We start from the raw sequence: 15,645 nt of genomic DNA on the forward strand, positions 1-15,645 counted from the left end.
TGCCCTCCCCCAGAGGGGGAGGGAGTCGGACACCCCAGGACATGAGGTTTGACATGACCGAACAACTCAAGAGCTTCATCGCCGGCCGCTGGCGCGATGCCTCCGGCCCCGAATACACCACCGAGTACCCGCACGACGGCAGCACCGTGGCCGAGCTGCACGCCGCCACCGCGGCCGACGTGGACGAGGCCGTGCAGGCCGCCGAGCGTGCGCGCCTGCAGCCCGCATGGGCCGGGCTCAAGCACCACGAGCGCGCCGGCATCCTCTACCGCATCGCCAACGGCATCCGCGAGCGCGGCGAAGAGCTGGCGCAGCTGCAGCGGCTGGACAACGGCAAGCCCATCAAGGAATGCCGCGCGCTGGTGGCCAGTGCCGCCGGCACCTTCCAGTTCTTCGGCGCCGCCGCCGAAACCTGGGAAGACACCATCACCCCCGCGCGCGGCGACTACCTCAGCATGAGCGTGCACGAGCCGCTGGGCGTGGTCGGCGCGATCACGCCCTGGAACAGCCCCATCGCCAGCGAGGCGCAGAAGCTCGCGCCCGCGCTGGCCGCCGGCTGCGCCATGGTGTTCAAGCCGGCCGAGATCACGCCGCGCATGGCCATCGAACTGGCGAAGATCGCGCAGCAGGCCGGTGTGCCCGACGGCATCCTGAGCGTGCTGCCGGGCAAGGGCAGCATCGTGGGCGACGCGCTCGTGAAGCATCCGCTGGTCAAGCGCATCGCCTTCACCGGCGGCACCAACGTGGGCATGGGCATCCAGCGCCTGGCGGCAGAGAAGCTCATGCCGACCTCGCTCGAACTGGGCGGCAAGTCACCCACCATCGTCATGCCCGACGCCGACCTGGACCACGCCGTGGCCGGCGTGCTCTACGGCATCTTCAGCTCCTCGGGCGAATCCTGCATCGCCGGCTCGCGCGCCTTCGTGCACGAGAGCGTGTACGACGTGTTCAAGGCGCGCCTGCTCGAAGGCGTGAAGAAGCTGCGCGTCGGAGACCCCTCGCGCGAAGACACGCAGATGGGCCCACTCGTCAACCTTGGTCATCGCGCCTCGGTGGAGCGCTACGTGCAGCTCGGCCGCGACGAAGGCGGCACCGTGCTGTTCGGCGGCGAGCGCCCCACCGGTGGCTACTTTGATGCCGGCAGCTACTACCTGCCCACCATCTTCGAAGGCCTGCCCAACAGGGCGCGCATGTGCCAGGAGGAAATCTTCGGCCCGGTGCTCGCGCTGCTGCCCTGGAAGGACGAAGCCGACCTGATCGCCCAGTGCAATCACAACATGTTCGGCCTGGCCTCGGGCATCTGGACGCGCGACTTCAAGAGCGCCTGGCGCATCGGCCGCGCGCTGCAGACCGGCACGGTCTGGGTCAACACCTACAAGCTCTTCTCCATCAGCACGCCCTTCACCGGCGTGAAGATGAGCGGCTACGGCCAGGAGAAGGGCCGGCTCGGCATCCTCGAATACACGAGCCAGAAGAGCTTCTACATCGGCCTCAATGAATCGCCCATGCCCTGGGCAACTTCCTGATCCATACCACCATGAACACACGCCGCACCTTCATCGCCCTTACGTCTCTGCTCGTCCTGGGCAGCACCGCCCACGCGCAGACCGCCACCGAAAAGGCGCTGGCCGCCGAGAAGTTCACGCTCGTCGCACCCTTCCCGCCCGGTGGCCCCATCGACACGCTGGCGCGCGTGCTGGCCGACGGCCTGGCCAAGCGCTACAACCAGCTGGCCGTGGTCGACAACGCACCCGGCGCGGCCGGCAACATCGGCATGGACAAGGTCAAGCGTGGCAAGCCCGACGGCCACACCCTGCTGGTGATCCCCGCCGGCAACCTGACCATCAACCCCACGCTGATGCCGAAGTTCCCTTTCAGCATCGAGAAGGACTTCGTGCCCGTGGCCATGCTGGCCAAGACGCCCAACGTGCTGGTGACCAACCCCGCCACCGGCATCAAGACCGTGGCGGACGTGATCGCGCGCGCCAAGGCCAAGCCCGACACGCTCTCGTACGCCTCCCCCGGCGTGGGCAGCGGCCTGCACCTGGCCGGCGAGCTGTTCAAGTCGCAGTCGGGCGCGGACATCCTGCACATCGCCTACAAGGGCACGCCGCCGGCCATCAACGACGTGATGGGTGGCAACGTGCCGCTGATGTTCAGCAACCTGCCCACCGTGCTGCCGCACATCCGAAGCGGCAAGCTCGTCGCGCTGGCCGTGACCGACAGCGCGCGCACGCCCACGGCGCCCGAGATCCCGACCCTGGCCGAGCTGGGCGTGCCCGGCGTGGTGGTGCCGTCCTGGTACGGCCTGATGGCGCCGGCCGGCACGCCCGCCGACGTGGTGGCGCAGCTCGCGCGCGACGCCACCGCCATCCTGGCCGAACCCGCCGTGCGCGAGCGCCTGCAAGGCCAGGGCCTGAGCGCCTGGGATCTGCAGACCGCCGCGTTCAACACCCACATCCGCGAAGAGACCGCACGCTGGGCCAAGGTGATCAAGGACCGCGGCATCACCGTGGAGTGAACCCCGTGAGCGACGCCGCGCCCAACCCCAACGTGCTGATCACCATCGTGACATCGCCGACAAGGACGAGGTCGGCCGGGCGCGGCTGGACGTAGACCTGCGACAAGCCACGCCCCTCATTCAAGACAACAAAGGCTGAACACATGGACCTGGGCATAACCGGCAAGAAGGCACTCGTGTGCGGCGCGAGTTCGGGGCTGGGCTACGCCTGCGCCGAAGCGCTGGTGAAGGACGGCGTGCACGTGGTGATCGCCGCGCGCACCGAAGGCCCGCTGCGCGAGGCCGCCGAACGCCTGGCCGCGCTGGGCACGGGCCGGGTGGACTGGGTGGCCGCCGACGTGACGAGCGACGAAGGCCGCGCGCGCATCTTCGCCGCGCACCCCGACTTCGACATCCTCGTCACCAACGCCGGCGGCCCGCCGCCAGGCGACTTCCGCACCTGGGACCGCGAGACCTGGCACAAGGCCGTCGACGCCAACATGCTCGCACCGATCGAGCTCATCAAGGCGACGGTGGACGGCATGATGGCGCGCGGCTGGGGCCGCATCATCAACATCACCTCCAGCGCGGTGAAGTCGCCGCTGGACGGCCTGGGTCTATCCACCGGCGCGCGCAGCGGCCTGACCGGTTTCGTCTCCGGCCTGGCGCGCACCACCGTCGCGCACGGCGTGACCATCAACAACCTGCTGCCCGGCACCTTCGACACCGCGCGACTGGCCGGCAACTTTGCCGCGCAGGCGAAGCGCGAGGGCAAGAGCGTGGACGCCGTGCGCGAAGCCCGCTTGGCCAAGCACCCGGCCCACCGCTTCGGCGCGCCCGCCGAACTCGGCCACACCTGCGCCTACCTGTGCAGCGTGCACGCCGGCTACATCAACGCACAGAACATCCTGCTGGACGGCGGCTCGTTCAGCGGCGTGTTCTGACACCCACCCCAAACCACCCCTGGAGACCACCACCATGACCGCCCGCCGCCAACTGCTGCTCACCGCCCTCGCCGCCGCCACGGCCATCGCCCTGCCCGCCGGCAGCGCGCTGGCGCAGGCCTACCCCAGCAAGCCCATCAGCCTGATCGTGTCCTTCCCGCCCGGTGGCGACACCGACGCGCTGGCGCGCACCTTTGCCGAGAAGCTGTCCGCGCGCGTGGGCCAGCCGGTGGTGGTGGAGAACAAGACCGGCGCCAGTGGCACCATCGGCAACGCCCACGTGGCCAAGGCCGCGCCCGACGGCTACACGCTGCTGTTCACGCCGAACACTTTTGCCACCGCACCGCTGGTGCTCAAGCCCGGCACCGGCGCCGTCTACAACCCGCTGACCGACTTCACGCCTATCCTGCTGGCGGGCACGCAGTCGCTGTTCCTCATCACGCACGCGGGCTCGGGCCTGAACACGGTGAGCGACGTGGTGGCCGCCGCCAAAAGCGGCAAGATCGGCAACTACGCCAGCCCCGGCAGCGGCTCGCCCATGCACATCCTGGGCGAAATGTTCAACCGCGCGGCCGGCGTGAAGATCATGCAGGTGCCCTACCGCGGCAGCGGCCCCGCCATCACCGACCTGGTGGCCGGCCACATCCCCATGATGTACACCACGCTCGGCCCGGTGGCGCAGTACATCAGCCAGGGCCGGCTGGTGAACGTGGCCGTGGCCGACCCGCAGCGCTCGCCCCTCGCACCGAACGTGCCCACCCTGGCCGAAGCCGGCGTGAAGGACGCGGAAGTCGGCGCCTGGCAAGGCTTCATGGGCCCGAAAGGCATGCCCGCCGACGTGGTGCGCACGCTCAACGGCCACCTGAACGACATCCTGAAAATGCCCGACGTGCAGGCGCGCATGAACACCATGGCGCTGATTCCCGCCGGTGGCGAGCCGGCGGCACTGGCGAAGATCAACCAGTACCACCACGAGCGCTACGGCAAGGTGATCCGCGAGACCGGCATCAAGGCCGACTGACGGCACCGCACCGATGAAGGAAGTCATCGACGTCGGCCTGCCCCCGTTCAAGCAGCCGTTTTCGTGGATGGTGCGCGCCGGCGGCGTGCTCTACACCGCCCACGGCCCGGTGCGCGAAGACGGCAGCGTCGACACCACCGGCACCATCGAACAGCAGGCCCGCCTGACCTTCAGCAACCTGCAGCGCGCGGTGGAACGCGCCGGCAAGACCCTGGACGACGTGGCCCAGGTGCTGATCTACATGACCGACGTGGCCGACATGCCGGCCATCGACGCCGTGTACCGCGAATTCTTCAAGGCCCCCTGGCCCAACCGCTCCAGCGCGGGCGTGGCGCTGGTGGTGCCGGGGATGAAGATCGAGATCGTGGCTTACGTGGCTTGAGCACCGCCGGTTTGTTCGTTTGACCGACCCTGTGCGGTGTCAGGCGGTGGGATCATTTACCTTGGCATGACGCAATGAATGCATTGATGTAATATGCATGCATCGAATGCGTTTCAGGAGATTGCCATGGCCATGCTGACAGTTCGCAACCTTCCCGAGGAAGTGCACCGTGCATTGCGCGTCCGTGCCGCCCGACACGGCCAGAGCATGGAGGCCGAGGTGCGCGAGATTCTGGAGTCCGCGATCAGCCCCAAGGGGCGCGTGAAGCTGGGTTCGCTGCTGGCGGACATGGGTCGCCAGGCGAGGTTGAGCGATGAGGAGTTTGCCGTGTTCGAGCAGGTGCGCGACAAGACGCCCGCACGCCCGGTGAGCTTCGAATGATCCTGCTCGACACCAACGTGATGTCGGAGCCGCTGCGCCAGGCGCCCGAGCCGCGGGTGATCGACTGGATCGACGCCCAGCCCATGGAAACGCTGTTTCTTTCAGCCATCACGGTGGCGGAGTTGCGTGCGGGGGTGGCACTGCTGCCCGCCGGCAAGCGACGCACGGGGCTGCAGGAAAACCTGGAGACGCGCGTACTGCCCTTGTTTGCCGGCCGGGTACTGGCGTTTGATCTGGCCTGTACGCAAGCCTACGCGGCGTTGATGGCCAAGGCCCGCAGCGCAGGCCTTGCCATCGCCACGGCCGACGGCTACATCGCCGCCATCGCAGCGGCGAATGGGTTCGCGGTGGCCACCCGGGACACCAGCCCCTTCGAGGCCGCAGGCGCGACCGTCATCAACCCGTGGCGGGGGTGACTGCGGGCAAGCGGAGTTTGACCGCAGTCACGTCTGCCCACAACGACTGCACATCAGCCGTGCGCCACCCGGATGCCGAACGCCGCGCGCAGCTCGTGCAGCGGCACGTCCAGAAATGCCTCGTACCCCACCCACGGCCAGCGCCGTGTCTGCCGCGCGCAGCGCCAGAGCGTGCGAACGATCAGGTAGGGCGACGCGAGAAGCGCCAGCACCGTGCTGCCCAGCGGCAGCCGGGTGTAGATGTCCAGGGTTTCGTGGTGCGTGTAGCCGCGCAGCACCGCCAGGCCACCCGTCGTGCCCAGCAGGCTGCTGAGCTTGACCACCGCCTCGTCCGGCATGGTGGTGCCGCAGCCGTACACCACGTGAACCGCGTCGTGCGAACGGAAGAACTGCTTCGCCTCGGGTGAGAGCAGATCGCCGTCGCGCTTGAGCGCCGGATGCGCCTCGAAGTACTCCGCCAGTCCTTCCGCGAGCGTCTGCGTGCTGTGCGCGGACTGGAAGCGGTGGCGTAGCTCGGGTGGTGCATTCATGGGTGCGGTTTCCATCGGTCAGGACAAAGACCGGCGAGCGAGAGGGTCATGGACGGGCCTCCTGGTTCGCTGTATCAGGGTGTCGACTTCAGTTCAGTACGGATGGGACGGCCAGAGCCGGGCGAAGTCGAACGAAAGCTGGCGATGATGCCGAATGGAAAGCAGGTAGACGGTGGCTCTGGCCGTTGTGGATGCATCCACAACCGTGTAAAGCAACAGGTAGTCCCCATGCAGGTACTCGCGCAGCGCATCCGGTGAGCCCGCTGGCAGCGCAGCCAACTGCGCCAGCGCCTCGGCCGACTGTGGCGGGTTGGCCAGATAGCGTCGGCCCATGCGCGGGAAGCGCCGCAGGTTCGGGATCACAGTGGCGCGAATCTCGGCCAACAGATCATCGAACGCAAAGCCAGCGTCCGCTTCCACCAGGAACGCTTCGATGGCGTCCAGGCGCTCCAGGAAGCTGGCGGTCAGCTCGACCCGATACAGCCGATCAGCCACGTTTCTTGGTCGGGAGCTTGCCAGGGTCTGCCAGGCTGCCTGGCTTGGCGGCGGTTTTGCGCCGCTGTTGCAGCTGGGCGATGGCTGCGTCAGCCTCCTTGGTGCGGCCGGCTGCAATATCGGCCAGGCCGCGCCTGGCGTCGTCGATCAACAGCAGGTGGATGCGTTCGCGCTCCAGCCGGTGGTAGTAGTCAAGCCTGTCGGCGTCGATCAGCGCAACGTAGCTCTCGCCGTTCTTGGTAATGATCTTCTCCGCACCGGCTTTGGCCTGGTCGGCCAGTTCGGACAGGTTGGAGCGTGCCTGTGTGAAGGGCACCACGTCACTGACTGAAAATCCCATGACTGACTCCTTGATGGAAGATGACAGAATTCTGTGCATTTTAGACCACCAATGCCGACTGCACCCTGTCCTTCGGTCGATAAACTGGCACGTCAACGAAGTGAAGGAGACGACATGGGTCGCAAGGAATTTGAAGCTTCACGCGCCAACGGCGTGCACGCGCAGCTGGCGCGCATGGCCGGGCACTGGCAAGGCCGCTTCCGCCTGTGGTTCGAGCCCGGCGAGCCGGCCGAGGACTCGGTGCAGCGCGGCAGCATCCGCGTGCTGCTGGGCGGCCGCGTGCTGCTGCACGAGTACACCGGCCACTGCAGCGGCGAGCCCATGGAAGGCGTGGCGCTGATTGCCCACCACCTGGACGAGCGCCGGTACGAATCGGCCTGGGCCGAAAGCTTCGGCACCGGCACGTCCATCATGTTCAGCACCGGCGCCAGCGGCGACCCGCGCCTGTCGATGCTGGGCAGCTACGCCGACGGACAAGGCGGGGCGCGCTGGGGCTGGCGCACGGAAATCGAACAGCCCGACGACGACACGCTCAACCTGCGCATGTACAACATCAGCCCCTTGGGTGAAGAGGTGCTGGCTGTGGAGGTTAATTACCGGCGGGTGGCGTCTGCGGCGGGCGGAAGCTGAAGTGGCCGAACGGTCACAATCCATAGCCATGCGCCACCCGCATGGCCTACCAGTCCATAGACTAGCAGGCTCATCCCCATGCACTCCAATTGGCGCACAGTCCATTGCTGAGCGTCGCTCTCAGGCAGGTAGTAGGCCCTGGTCTTGGCGTCTTCATCCCGCATGATCAGCCGGTTGTCGCTCCAGCTCAATTTGCTACACGCCGTGTAGAAAATCTCCGGATCGGGGTAGGTCATGTGGAGAAGCCTTTGCCCAAACTGACCGAAAGCGCCTGAGACAGGTTGGCCAGCAGCCGCTCGCCTTAGACGGCACGGCTGCTGCCCCGTGACTCCTCTTCCACGATGCGCTGGCCTATCAGCCAGTACGCTTCCGCCATCGCAGAGTTCACGGCCGGCCTCGTTTTGCCGCGGACTTGCCCCAGGATGGCCTTGATGTCTTTGTGGAAAGTGGACAGCTCACTCATGACTACTCCTTCTGAGCTAACGAGCATTCCTAGGCAACTGCTGGCCGGGTGAGCCACGCATGAACCGTCAGGGATTCCTTGACAGATTCGACTGCAGCGCCTCATGCCTCCACCGCTTCCGGGGAGAGGAAAAGCCGCTGCCCTAACCCCCCTCCCTCACCACAACCTCCTGCCCAATCATGAGCCGGTGCCCGTCAGGCGTCACCACCAGAAACTCACGCATGCCGTGCGGCTTGTCGGCCGGCGGCTGTGGTACCAGCGCGCCGCGCTGGACGAGTTCTTCGTGGAGTGCATCGACGTCGTCGACGTGCAGGTAGCCGAAGTAGCTGTGGTCGCCCGTCGCTGACGGTGGGATGGCGTCCGGGCAGTGGCCGATCATGATGCGCACGCTGCCGCGTGCCAGCAGCTGCCACCCGCTGCCTGCCGGCCACTCGGCCTTGAAGCCCAGGGCGTCCCTGAAGTAGGCGGTGCTGCGCTCGATGTCGGGCACGGCCAGCACGAATGCAAACGGGCGCAGCGGGTCGGGCTGGGGCACGGGGTTTCCTCCGGGTGGGGTGGTGGCGGGCACGCTGTCTGGCGCGCAGGCTAACCGGTAACGGCGTCGCCCGCGTCGAGCGCCGGCGGGCGCAGCAGGTCGTTGTCGATCCCCATGACCGCGCTGGCCCGTTCCACCGCCTGCCACAGCAGGGCCGGCATTTTCAGGATGTCTTCGGGTGTGTCGGCGTTCGCAATCCAGGCGCTGATGTGCTGGTGCTGTTCGGGGGTGAGCAATGCTAGGTTCAGCATCTCGTCTATGGTTTTCATGGCGGTTCGGGGTGGTCGGGTCTCACAAACGAAGCCCAGCTTACGGCATTCGCCGTTCGTTGCGCCCGCACCCTCGCCGCTCAGGGGTGCGCGAGCTGGGCCTTCGCCGCTTCCATCACCTGGCGGGTCAGCCCTTCGAGCAGTGCGGACCCCGCGCGCGCTTGCTGCCAGTACAAGGGCACGTTCAGGGGCTGGCGCGGCACCAGCTCCACGAGCGCGCCGCTGGCGAGCTGGTCCTTGATCAGCGCCAGCGGATGCAGGCCCCAGCCCATGCCGGCCATGGCGGCGATCACGAAGGCCTGGGACGACGGGACCGTGTGCCGGGGCAGTTCCACATGCCGCTGGCACAGGCGCCGCACCCAGCGGTCCTGCAACGCGTCCTTGGCGTTGAACACCAGGCTGGGCGCATGCCGCAGGCTGGCCGCGTTGACGCCTTCGGCGAAGTACCGCGCCACGAAGGCGGGGCTGGCCGCGGCCAGGTAGCGCAGTGCCCCCAGGCGGCGGCTGTTGCAACCGCTGGCCGGGCGGGCCGTGGCCGTCACTGCGGCCAGCACGGCGCCGCTGCGCAGCCACTCGGCGGTGTGGCCCTCGTCGTCCACCACCACGTCCATCAGCACGGGCGCGTCGGCGGCGAACCGCCCGACCACGGGGGCGAACCAGGTGGCCAGGCTGTCCGCGTTCACCGCCACCGGCAGCCGCACCCGCGTGAGGCCCTGCGGGTCAAGCAGGGGCACCTCGCCCTGCAGTTCGTGTTCCAGCAGGCGAACGCGGTCCAGGTGCCGGCACAGGCGGCGACCGGTCTCGGTGGCCTGGCAGGGTTGCCCACGCACCACCAGCGCGCAACCCATGCGCTCTTCCAGCCCCTTGATGCGTTGCGAGATGGCCGAGGGCGTGACGTGTTGCGCGCGGGCGGCGCGCTCGAAGCTGCCTTCGCGGACCACGGCAGCCAGCGCCGACAACGATGCGTAGTCCAGCATGGATTCAGCAATGCTTAATTGAATGAAGGAAAGATAGTTTGTCTTCATCCCGACCGGCTGGCAAGCTCGGCGCATGACATTGAACGTGCCGCTTTCTCTGGTGGTGCCGGCGTTTGTCCAGGGGCTGCTTCTGAGCCTGGGGCTGATCGTCGCCATCGGGGCCCAGAACGCCTTCGTGCTGCGCCAGGGGCTTCGCCGCGAGCACGTGGGCAGCGTGGTGGCCTTCTGCGCGCTGGCCGACGCGGTGCTGATCGCCGCCGGTGTGCTGGGCATGGCCCAGGCCCTGGGCGAACGCCCGGGGCTGGCCCGCGCCCTGGCGCTTGCCGGCGCGGCCTTTCTGGCGGTGTACGGCTGGCGCGCGCTGCTGCGCGCGCGGCAGCCCGGCCAGCTGAGAGCGGCGGACGGGGGCGGTGGCCTCGGCCGAGGCGCGGTGCTGGCCCAGGCGGCCGCGTTCACACTGCTCAACCCGCACGTCTACCTGGACACGGTGCTGCTGGTGGGCAGCATCGGCGCGCAGCAGGCGCCGGCGCTGCGGGGCTGGTTCGTGGCGGGCGCCAGCGCGGCCAGCCTGTTCTGGTTCGGGCTGCTGGGCTTCGGCGCGCGCTGGATCGCGCCCTGGTTTGCGCGGCCCAGGGCCTGGCAGGTGCTTGACGCGTTGATCGGTTTGACGATGTGGGCCCTTGCCGTGCTGCTGGTGCGGCATGCCTGGCTGGGCCATTGAGGACGTGCCATGTACCTGCCCAAGTACCACCAGTTCACGGACCGCGACGCCGTCCACGCGCTCATCGAATCCCACCCGCTGGGGGCGTGGGTGTGCCAGGGCGCGAACGACCTGGTGGCCAACCACCTGCCCTTCGTGCTGGACCGCACCCGGGGCGTTCATGGCACCCTGTTGGGCCACGTCTCCCGAGCCAACAACGTGTGGCGGGCGCTGACGCCGGCCACGCGCTCGGTGGTGATGTTCCGCGGGCCACAGGCCTACATCACGCCGGCCTGGTATCCGGGCAAGGCAGAACACGGGGAGGTGGTGCCCACCTGGGACTACGTGGTGGCGCATGCGCACGGTGTCGCGCGGGTGGTGGAGGACGGCGCGTGGCTGCTCGACATGCTGCACCGGCTCACCCAGGCCCAGGAGTCCGGCCGCCCGCAGCCCTGGCGGGTGAGCGATGCGCCAGCCGCCTACATCGACCGCATGCTGCGCGCCATCGTCGGCATCGAGATCCCCATTGACCACCTGGAAGGCAAGCTGAAGGTCAGCCAGGACGAAGCCCTGCCGGACCGCACGGGCACCGTCGACGGGCTGCGGCAATCGCCCGGCGACGAGGCGCGCGCGCTGGCCACATGGGTGGAACACACACTGCCGGCCAGTTCCCGTCCACGCACGTAGGGCGGGGGCCGGGTGCAAGAATGTCCGTGGCGGCCCGTCCAGCATGGGCCCGCCGGCCTGCCACCACCCTGCGGACCAAGGACATCCATGATGAAACAACGACGACTGGGCGCCACCGGCCCCGCCACATCCGCCATCGGCCTGGGCTGCATGGGCATGAGCGAGTTCTATGGCCAGACGGACGATGCGGACGCGCTGCGCACGCTCGAACGCGCGCTTGACATCGGCGTCACGCATTTCGACTCGGCCGACACCTACGGACTGGGACACAACGAAACGCTGCTGGGCCGCTTCATCGCGCAGGGTGGCGCGGCGCGCCGCCAGCAAGCCCTTCTGGCGACCAAGTTCGGCATCGTGCGCACGGCCGGGCAGTACGAGCGGCGCATCGACAACTCACCGGCCTACATTCGCCAAGCCTGCGACGCGTCGCTCAAGCGCCTGGGCGTGGACCGCATCGACCTGTACTACTGCCACCGCCGCGACCCGGCCGTGCCCATCGAGGACGTGGTGGGCGCCATGGGCGAACTGGTGCAGGCGGGCAAGGTCGGGGCCATCGGCATGTCGGAGGTCTCTGCCAAGACACTGCGCCGCGCGCATGCGGTGTTCCCCGTTGCCGCCGTGCAAAGCGAATATTCCCTGTGGAGCCGCGAGCCCGAGGCGGGCATGCTCGCCACCTGCGCCGAACTGGGCGTGGCCTTTGTCGCCTACAGCCCGCTGGGCCGCGCCTTCCTCACCGGCACGGTGGACGTGGCGCAGCTGGCCGACAACGACTTCCGCAAGAACAACCCGCGCTTCGTGGGCGAAGCGCAGGCCGCGAACCAGCGCTTGGTGGCCGCGTTGACGGCCTTCGCCGCCGAACGGGGGCTGAGCAATTCACAGGTCGCGCTCGCGTGGCTGCTCAACAAGCACCCGCATGTGGTGCCGATTCCGGGCACACGCCGCATCGCCTACCTGGAGAGCAACGTGAGCGCGGTGGACATCGCGCTCACACCCGACGAGATCGCGCAGCTGGACCGCCTGTTCGACCCGCAGGCCGTGGCCGGCGCACGCTATCCCGAAGCGGGGCTCGTGGGCATCGAGAGCCGGTAGGCGCGGCTGAAGCGGAATTCAGGGCGCGCCGCTGCCGTCTGGGTGTGTCAGACCGGTGCGCCTGCCGACGATAGGCGACGGGACAGCGCGGAACCGCGTTTCAGCAAGAAGGCGCGGAGCAACTCGGGGTACTCCGGGCGCACCGCCTGGACCACGGACGGTCTTGCCGCCAGCGCGCGGCGCCAGCGCTGCACCTTGGGCAAACCGTCGCAGAAACCGAAGTCGTCGATGGTGTCGAACACATCGAAGTAGCGGAACACGGGCCCGAAGACCGCGTCCACGATGCTGAAGGCGTTCCCCGCGAAGAAGTCACCGGCATCCAGCGCGCCTTCGAGCTGCGCCAGGCGGCTTCGAATGTCGGAGGCCCGCGCGAGAAGGCTGGCCTCGTCCGTGGCGTTGTAGAACGCCCCGATCGCGTTCAGCAACGCCGAGCCGAATTCCATCCACGACCGGTGCCGTGCCCGATGCAGTGCGTCGGTGGGGTGCAGCCGGGGCGGCATGGTGTCCTCCAGGTACTCGCAGATCACCGCGGACTCGAAGATCGCTTCTTCGCCCACCAGCAGCACGGGCGTCTTGCCCAGGGGCGAGACCTTCAGGAACCACGGGGGCTTGTTCGCCAGATCGATGTCGCGGCGCTGGAACGGCACGCCCTTTTCTGCCAGCACGATGGCTGCGCGCTGCACGTAGGGGCACAGCGCGTGAGACACGAGAACGAGTGGCTTGTTCATAGGCAGTGCCCCGTGGTGTGAGAGACGGACAGGTTCATGAAGGGACTCCAGATAGGTGGTGGGTGCCCGGACTGTACGATTGCGCTGCAGAAACCGGAATCAGCAGGATCGCAAACCATGATTGCAAAAACGCAATACAGAATGACGCCTGGCGATCTGGAGATCACGCTCGCCCTGGTTCGCACGGGGACCCTGGCCACGGCGGGCGAACGCCTGGGCGTGGACGCCTCCACCGTGTTCCGCTCCTTGCAGCGCATCGAACGTGGGCTGGGGCGCCAGCTGTTCGAGCGAACGCGCTCGGGCTACGTCGCCACCGAGATGGCCACCCTGCTGGCCGAGCACGCCGAGCAGATGGAAGCGGCACTCGAGGCGGCGCGCTCGTCGGTGGAATCAGCGCCGTCGCAGGTCTCGGGCACGGTGCGGATCACGACCACCGACACCCTCCTGCACGGTGTCGTTGCGCCGGCGTTGCGCGCCCTGCGCACGGTTCACCCGCTTCTGGGCTACGAGCTCCACACCGGCAATGAACTGGCCAGCCTGACCCGACGCGATGCCGACATCGCCGTGCGCGCCACCAGGCGCCCACCGCAGCACCTGGTGGGCAAACACATCGGGCCCATACGCGTCGCGCTGTACGCGGCCAAACGGGGCGGTGCCAGGAAGTTCGCCGACGTGGAGGCGGGGAAGGTGGACTGGATCGCACCCGACGATGCGCTGCCGGATCACCCTTCCGTGGTCTGGCGCAAACGCCATTTTCCGAAGGTGGTCCCGCGCTATCGTGTCGGCAGCATCCTGTCGGTGCTGGAGCTGGTGGCCCTGGGGCTGGGCGTGGGCGTGGTCCCCTTGTTCCTTGCCGAAGGCCGGAGCGACGTCGTGCAACTGACCGAGCCGCTCGATGAGTGCCAGACCGAGCTGTGGTTGCTCACGCACCCGGAATCGCGCCATCTGCGCCGGGTGGGCGCGGTCTATGCACACCTCGCCCACACGATGACCCTGCCGTGAGCCGCTAGCCCAGCCCACGCGGCTGCACGCCGATCGCGGCGCAATGGCGGTGGTAGTCCGCGATGCGGTCGGCGGTGGTGATGCGTTGCAGCACGCTGTGGTGCGGCCCGAGGTATTCCACGCTGCCCTTGACGACGACGTGCACCAGCAGCGCTTCGCTCCCGCTGGCTTCCCACCAGTCCACATTGCCGGCGGGCTCGTGGATATAGTCGCCGGCGCGCACCACGCGGCCGTCGTTCAGGCGGCGCTCGCCGGCCAGCGTCAGCGCATGCACTTCGCCGGTGTGGCGGTGCAGGCCCAGGCGCACACCCGGCGTGAGGCGCATCAGCTCCACCCAGCCCGCGCCGTCGGGCAGGAACTGGATGGGTATCGACCATTTGCCCTCACCCTCCGGCATCCATTCGTTCAGGGCCGCGCGGCGCAGTGCCGTGTTCACGATGAGGTGTGCAAGTTCCATGGTGCTCTCCTGTGGGCTGGGGGTGGCTTGACTCTAGGAAAAGCGGCTGCGGCCGGACACCACCCGGCGCAATAATCGGTTTTGCTCCGGACGCAAAGGCATGCCCGATGAAACCCTTCCTGCCCGACCCCACCGACCTGCGCTGGCTGGTCCGTTCGCTTGATCTGCGTTCGTTCTCCGCGGCCGCGCGCGAGCTGAACGTGGCGGTTTCCGTCGTCACGCGCGGCGTGGACCGGCTGGAGGCCGGGTACGGCGTCACCTTGTTGCGCCGCTCCACGCACGGGCTTTCGGCAACGCCCGAGGGCGCCGAACTGGCGCAGGAGGCGCGCGCGCTGCTGGCCCAGATGGAGGACATCGCCGCGGCGTTCTCCCGGCAGCGCAACCGCGTGGCCGGCACGCTGCGGCTCGCCTCGAGCCAGGAGATCTGCGAGGAACTGCTGCTGCCGTGCCTGGCCGAGCTGCAGGCGCGGCACCCGGCCCTGCGCATCGAGCTGGTGGCCGAGGACCGCGTCGCCGACCTGGTGACGGACGGCATCGACGTGGCCCTGCGAACAACGGTGGGCAACAGCGAGCTGGTGGTTGCCCGCGAGCTGGGCCGCTTCGAGCGGCGCCTGTATGCATCGCCGCAGTACGTGCACGAGCACGGCGCGCCGGCCGAGCCCCATGAGCTGCAACAGCACCAGACCGTGACCCACATCGCGCAAGGGCACACCGCGACCTGGGCCTTCCGCCAGGCGGGCAAGCGGCTGGAGGTGACCGTCAGGTCGCAACTCGCCGCCAGCACCTCGGCACTGGTGCACCACGCCCTGGTGGGCGGAGCGGGCATCGGCATGCTGTCGTGTCCCCTGGCCGCGGCCGACGTGGCCCGTGGCCGCCTGGTGGAAGTGCTGGCGCCGTTCGCACCAGGCACGACGCACACCCTTTTCGCCGTCTCCCTGCCCACGCGGCGCAATGCGGCGCGGGTGAAGGCCATGATCGACTTCCTGCAGGAAGCCGCCCGGCAGCGCTGGGCCTTGGCGGCGGACTAGGGCCGTTCACACTATCTTTCCAAGATGCGTTGCGGATCAAAAAGGCCATGCGCAAGGCGCGAAACGCAGCC

The 15,645-nt window shown here is 68.2% G+C and carries 23 protein-coding genes; 13 read left to right on the forward strand and 10 right to left on the reverse strand.

The genetic code is table 11. The features are described from left to right. Nucleotides 1–53: 53 nt before the first annotated feature. The 7 genes from K5880_RS22750 (at nucleotide 54) to K5880_RS22780 (ending at nucleotide 5,644) form a co-directional block, all read left to right on the forward strand. Nucleotides 54–1,526: an aldehyde dehydrogenase gene (locus K5880_RS22750; protein ID WP_297658148.1), complete on the forward strand. Its 1,473-nt coding sequence runs from the start codon at nucleotides 54–56 to the stop codon at nucleotides 1,524–1,526. Nucleotides 1,527–1,537: 11 nt separating this feature from the next. Next, on the forward strand, nucleotides 1,538–2,521 hold the full coding sequence (locus K5880_RS22755) for a tripartite tricarboxylate transporter substrate binding protein (RefSeq protein ID WP_297658151.1): 984 nt from the start codon (nucleotides 1,538–1,540) through the stop codon (nucleotides 2,519–2,521). A 143-nt stretch (nucleotides 2,522–2,664) separates the two neighbouring features. Next, nucleotides 2,665–3,444, forward strand: coding sequence for an SDR family oxidoreductase (locus K5880_RS22760; RefSeq protein WP_297658154.1), 780 nt, complete (start codon nucleotides 2,665–2,667; stop codon nucleotides 3,442–3,444). Between the two features lie 34 nt (nucleotides 3,445–3,478). Beyond that, nucleotides 3,479–4,465 carry a tripartite tricarboxylate transporter substrate binding protein gene (locus tag K5880_RS22765; protein WP_297658157.1) on the forward strand — a complete coding sequence of 329 codons (987 nt, stop codon included), beginning with the start codon at nucleotides 3,479–3,481 and terminating at the stop codon, nucleotides 4,463–4,465. Between the two features lie 13 nt (nucleotides 4,466–4,478). Then, nucleotides 4,479–4,847 carry a RidA family protein gene (locus tag K5880_RS22770; RefSeq protein WP_297658160.1) on the forward strand — a complete coding sequence of 123 codons (369 nt, stop codon included), beginning with the start codon at nucleotides 4,479–4,481 and terminating at the stop codon, nucleotides 4,845–4,847. A gap of 126 nt (nucleotides 4,848–4,973) precedes the next feature. Next, entirely contained in the window at nucleotides 4,974–5,228 is a 255-nt protein-coding gene (locus tag K5880_RS22775; RefSeq protein ID WP_297658163.1) for an Arc family DNA-binding protein, read from the forward strand. After that, on the forward strand, nucleotides 5,225–5,644 hold the full coding sequence (locus K5880_RS22780) for a type II toxin-antitoxin system VapC family toxin (RefSeq protein WP_297658166.1): 420 nt from the start codon (nucleotides 5,225–5,227) through the stop codon (nucleotides 5,642–5,644). Before K5880_RS22775 ends, K5880_RS22780 begins: the two co-directional genes overlap by 4 nt. A gap of 53 nt (nucleotides 5,645–5,697) precedes the next feature. On the opposite strand, the gene K5880_RS22785 is transcribed toward K5880_RS22780, so the two are convergent. The 3 genes from K5880_RS22785 to K5880_RS22795 all read right to left on the reverse strand — a co-directional run bounded on the left by K5880_RS22785 (nucleotide 5,698) and on the right by K5880_RS22795 (nucleotide 7,009). Then, on the reverse strand, nucleotides 5,698–6,174 hold the full coding sequence (locus tag K5880_RS22785; RefSeq protein WP_297658169.1) for a hypothetical protein: 477 nt from the start codon (nucleotides 6,172–6,174) through the stop codon (nucleotides 5,698–5,700). 93 nt (nucleotides 6,175–6,267) lie between these two features. After that, nucleotides 6,268–6,669 carry a type II toxin-antitoxin system RelE/ParE family toxin gene (locus K5880_RS22790; RefSeq protein WP_297658172.1) on the reverse strand — a complete coding sequence of 134 codons (402 nt, stop codon included), beginning with the start codon at nucleotides 6,667–6,669 and terminating at the stop codon, nucleotides 6,268–6,270. After that, nucleotides 6,662–7,009: a type II toxin-antitoxin system Phd/YefM family antitoxin gene (locus K5880_RS22795; protein WP_297658175.1), complete on the reverse strand. Its 348-nt coding sequence runs from the start codon at nucleotides 7,007–7,009 to the stop codon at nucleotides 6,662–6,664. Before K5880_RS22795 ends, K5880_RS22790 begins: the two co-directional genes overlap by 8 nt. A gap of 114 nt (nucleotides 7,010–7,123) precedes the next feature. Here K5880_RS22795 and K5880_RS22800 point away from each other — a divergent pair, with 114 nt between their 5' ends. Continuing rightward, the gene (locus K5880_RS22800; RefSeq protein WP_297658178.1) at nucleotides 7,124–7,639 is read left to right on the forward strand and encodes a DUF1579 domain-containing protein; all 516 of its coding nucleotides are present in this window, start codon (nucleotides 7,124–7,126) and stop codon (nucleotides 7,637–7,639) included. On the opposite strand, the gene K5880_RS23195 is transcribed toward K5880_RS22800, so the two are convergent. The 5 genes from K5880_RS23195 to K5880_RS22820 form a co-directional block, all read right to left on the reverse strand. After that, nucleotides 7,603–7,875 (reverse strand): DUF1016 N-terminal domain-containing protein, encoded by a 273-nt coding sequence (locus K5880_RS23195; RefSeq protein ID WP_366883454.1) that lies wholly within the window; start codon nucleotides 7,873–7,875, stop codon nucleotides 7,603–7,605. The genes K5880_RS22800 and K5880_RS23195 overlap by 37 nt on opposite strands. Before the next feature lie 65 nt (nucleotides 7,876–7,940). After that, entirely contained in the window at nucleotides 7,941–8,102 is a 162-nt protein-coding gene (locus tag K5880_RS22805) for a hypothetical protein (protein WP_297658202.1), read from the reverse strand. A gap of 142 nt (nucleotides 8,103–8,244) precedes the next feature. Next, a complete protein-coding gene (locus tag K5880_RS22810; protein ID WP_297658205.1) occupies nucleotides 8,245–8,637 on the reverse strand; it encodes a VOC family protein in 393 nt (130 codons plus the stop codon). A 50-nt stretch (nucleotides 8,638–8,687) separates the two neighbouring features. Further along, entirely contained in the window at nucleotides 8,688–8,906 is a 219-nt protein-coding gene (locus tag K5880_RS22815; protein ID WP_297658207.1) for a hypothetical protein, read from the reverse strand. Nucleotides 8,907–8,986: 80 nt separating this feature from the next. Then, a complete protein-coding gene (locus K5880_RS22820) occupies nucleotides 8,987–9,883 on the reverse strand; it encodes a LysR family transcriptional regulator ArgP (protein WP_297658209.1) in 897 nt (298 codons plus the stop codon). A 73-nt stretch (nucleotides 9,884–9,956) separates the two neighbouring features. On the opposite strand from K5880_RS22820, the gene K5880_RS22825 reads away from it, so the two are divergent. The 3 genes from K5880_RS22825 to K5880_RS22835 all read left to right on the forward strand — a co-directional run bounded on the left by K5880_RS22825 (nucleotide 9,957) and on the right by K5880_RS22835 (nucleotide 12,359). Then, a complete protein-coding gene (locus K5880_RS22825; RefSeq protein ID WP_297658212.1) occupies nucleotides 9,957–10,604 on the forward strand; it encodes a LysE/ArgO family amino acid transporter in 648 nt (215 codons plus the stop codon). Nucleotides 10,605–10,613: 9 nt separating this feature from the next. Beyond that, nucleotides 10,614–11,270, forward strand: coding sequence for an FMN-binding negative transcriptional regulator (locus K5880_RS22830; RefSeq protein WP_297658215.1), 657 nt, complete (start codon nucleotides 10,614–10,616; stop codon nucleotides 11,268–11,270). Nucleotides 11,271–11,360: 90 nt separating this feature from the next. Continuing rightward, a complete protein-coding gene (locus tag K5880_RS22835; RefSeq protein WP_297658230.1) occupies nucleotides 11,361–12,359 on the forward strand; it encodes an aldo/keto reductase in 999 nt (332 codons plus the stop codon). A gap of 47 nt (nucleotides 12,360–12,406) precedes the next feature. Here K5880_RS22835 and K5880_RS22840 read toward each other — a convergent pair whose 3' ends face one another. Then, entirely contained in the window at nucleotides 12,407–13,087 is a 681-nt protein-coding gene (locus K5880_RS22840) for a glutathione S-transferase family protein (protein ID WP_297658218.1), read from the reverse strand. A gap of 117 nt (nucleotides 13,088–13,204) precedes the next feature. Here K5880_RS22840 and K5880_RS22845 point away from each other — a divergent pair, with 117 nt between their 5' ends. Continuing rightward, the gene (locus tag K5880_RS22845) at nucleotides 13,205–14,089 is read left to right on the forward strand and encodes a LysR family transcriptional regulator (RefSeq protein ID WP_297658221.1); all 885 of its coding nucleotides are present in this window, start codon (nucleotides 13,205–13,207) and stop codon (nucleotides 14,087–14,089) included. Nucleotides 14,090–14,093: 4 nt separating this feature from the next. Here the strand turns inward: K5880_RS22845 and K5880_RS22850 are convergent, their stop codons facing one another. After that, entirely contained in the window at nucleotides 14,094–14,546 is a 453-nt protein-coding gene (locus tag K5880_RS22850; protein ID WP_297658224.1) for a hypothetical protein, read from the reverse strand. Nucleotides 14,547–14,653: 107 nt separating this feature from the next. On the opposite strand from K5880_RS22850, the gene K5880_RS22855 reads away from it, so the two are divergent. Continuing rightward, entirely contained in the window at nucleotides 14,654–15,574 is a 921-nt protein-coding gene (locus tag K5880_RS22855; protein WP_297658227.1) for a LysR family transcriptional regulator, read from the forward strand. The last annotated feature ends 71 nt before the right edge of the window (nucleotides 15,575–15,645 follow it).

Source organism: Hydrogenophaga sp. (genome assembly GCF_025699295.1).
Lineage (GTDB): Bacteria > Pseudomonadota > Gammaproteobacteria > Burkholderiales > Burkholderiaceae_C > Hydrogenophaga.

Bases quoted from the DNA above. Each gene is read 5' to 3' on its own strand.
- K5880_RS22750 (WP_297658148.1), top strand. From the start codon at position 54: ATGACCGAACAACTCAAGAGCTTCATCGCCGGCCGCTGGCGCGATGCC.
- K5880_RS22755 (WP_297658151.1), top strand. From the start codon at position 1,538: ATGAACACACGCCGCACCTTCATCGCCCTTACGTCTCTGCTCGTCCTG.
- K5880_RS22760 (WP_297658154.1), top strand. From the start codon at position 2,665: ATGGACCTGGGCATAACCGGCAAGAAGGCACTCGTGTGCGGCGCGAGT.
- K5880_RS22765 (WP_297658157.1), top strand. From the start codon at position 3,479: ATGACCGCCCGCCGCCAACTGCTGCTCACCGCCCTCGCCGCCGCCACG.
- K5880_RS22770 (WP_297658160.1), top strand. From the start codon at position 4,479: ATGAAGGAAGTCATCGACGTCGGCCTGCCCCCGTTCAAGCAGCCGTTT.
- K5880_RS22775 (WP_297658163.1), top strand. From the start codon at position 4,974: ATGGCCATGCTGACAGTTCGCAACCTTCCCGAGGAAGTGCACCGTGCA.
- K5880_RS22780 (WP_297658166.1), top strand. From the start codon at position 5,225: ATGATCCTGCTCGACACCAACGTGATGTCGGAGCCGCTGCGCCAGGCG.
- K5880_RS22785 (WP_297658169.1), bottom strand. From the start codon at position 6,174: ATGAATGCACCACCCGAGCTACGCCACCGCTTCCAGTCCGCGCACAGC.
- K5880_RS22795 (WP_297658175.1), bottom strand. From the start codon at position 7,009: ATGGGATTTTCAGTCAGTGACGTGGTGCCCTTCACACAGGCACGCTCC.
- K5880_RS22800 (WP_297658178.1), top strand. From the start codon at position 7,124: ATGGGTCGCAAGGAATTTGAAGCTTCACGCGCCAACGGCGTGCACGCG.
- K5880_RS23195 (WP_366883454.1), bottom strand. From the start codon at position 7,875: ATGACCTACCCCGATCCGGAGATTTTCTACACGGCGTGTAGCAAATTG.
- K5880_RS22805 (WP_297658202.1), bottom strand. From the start codon at position 8,102: ATGAGTGAGCTGTCCACTTTCCACAAAGACATCAAGGCCATCCTGGGG.
- K5880_RS22815 (WP_297658207.1), bottom strand. From the start codon at position 8,906: ATGAAAACCATAGACGAGATGCTGAACCTAGCATTGCTCACCCCCGAA.
- K5880_RS22820 (WP_297658209.1), bottom strand. From the start codon at position 9,883: ATGCTGGACTACGCATCGTTGTCGGCGCTGGCTGCCGTGGTCCGCGAA.
- K5880_RS22825 (WP_297658212.1), top strand. From the start codon at position 9,957: ATGACATTGAACGTGCCGCTTTCTCTGGTGGTGCCGGCGTTTGTCCAG.
- K5880_RS22830 (WP_297658215.1), top strand. From the start codon at position 10,614: ATGTACCTGCCCAAGTACCACCAGTTCACGGACCGCGACGCCGTCCAC.
- K5880_RS22835 (WP_297658230.1), top strand. From the start codon at position 11,361: ATGAAACAACGACGACTGGGCGCCACCGGCCCCGCCACATCCGCCATC.
- K5880_RS22840 (WP_297658218.1), bottom strand. From the start codon at position 13,087: ATGAACAAGCCACTCGTTCTCGTGTCTCACGCGCTGTGCCCCTACGTG.
- K5880_RS22845 (WP_297658221.1), top strand. From the start codon at position 13,205: ATGATTGCAAAAACGCAATACAGAATGACGCCTGGCGATCTGGAGATC.
- K5880_RS22850 (WP_297658224.1), bottom strand. From the start codon at position 14,546: ATGGAACTTGCACACCTCATCGTGAACACGGCACTGCGCCGCGCGGCC.
- K5880_RS22855 (WP_297658227.1), top strand. From the start codon at position 14,654: ATGAAACCCTTCCTGCCCGACCCCACCGACCTGCGCTGGCTGGTCCGT.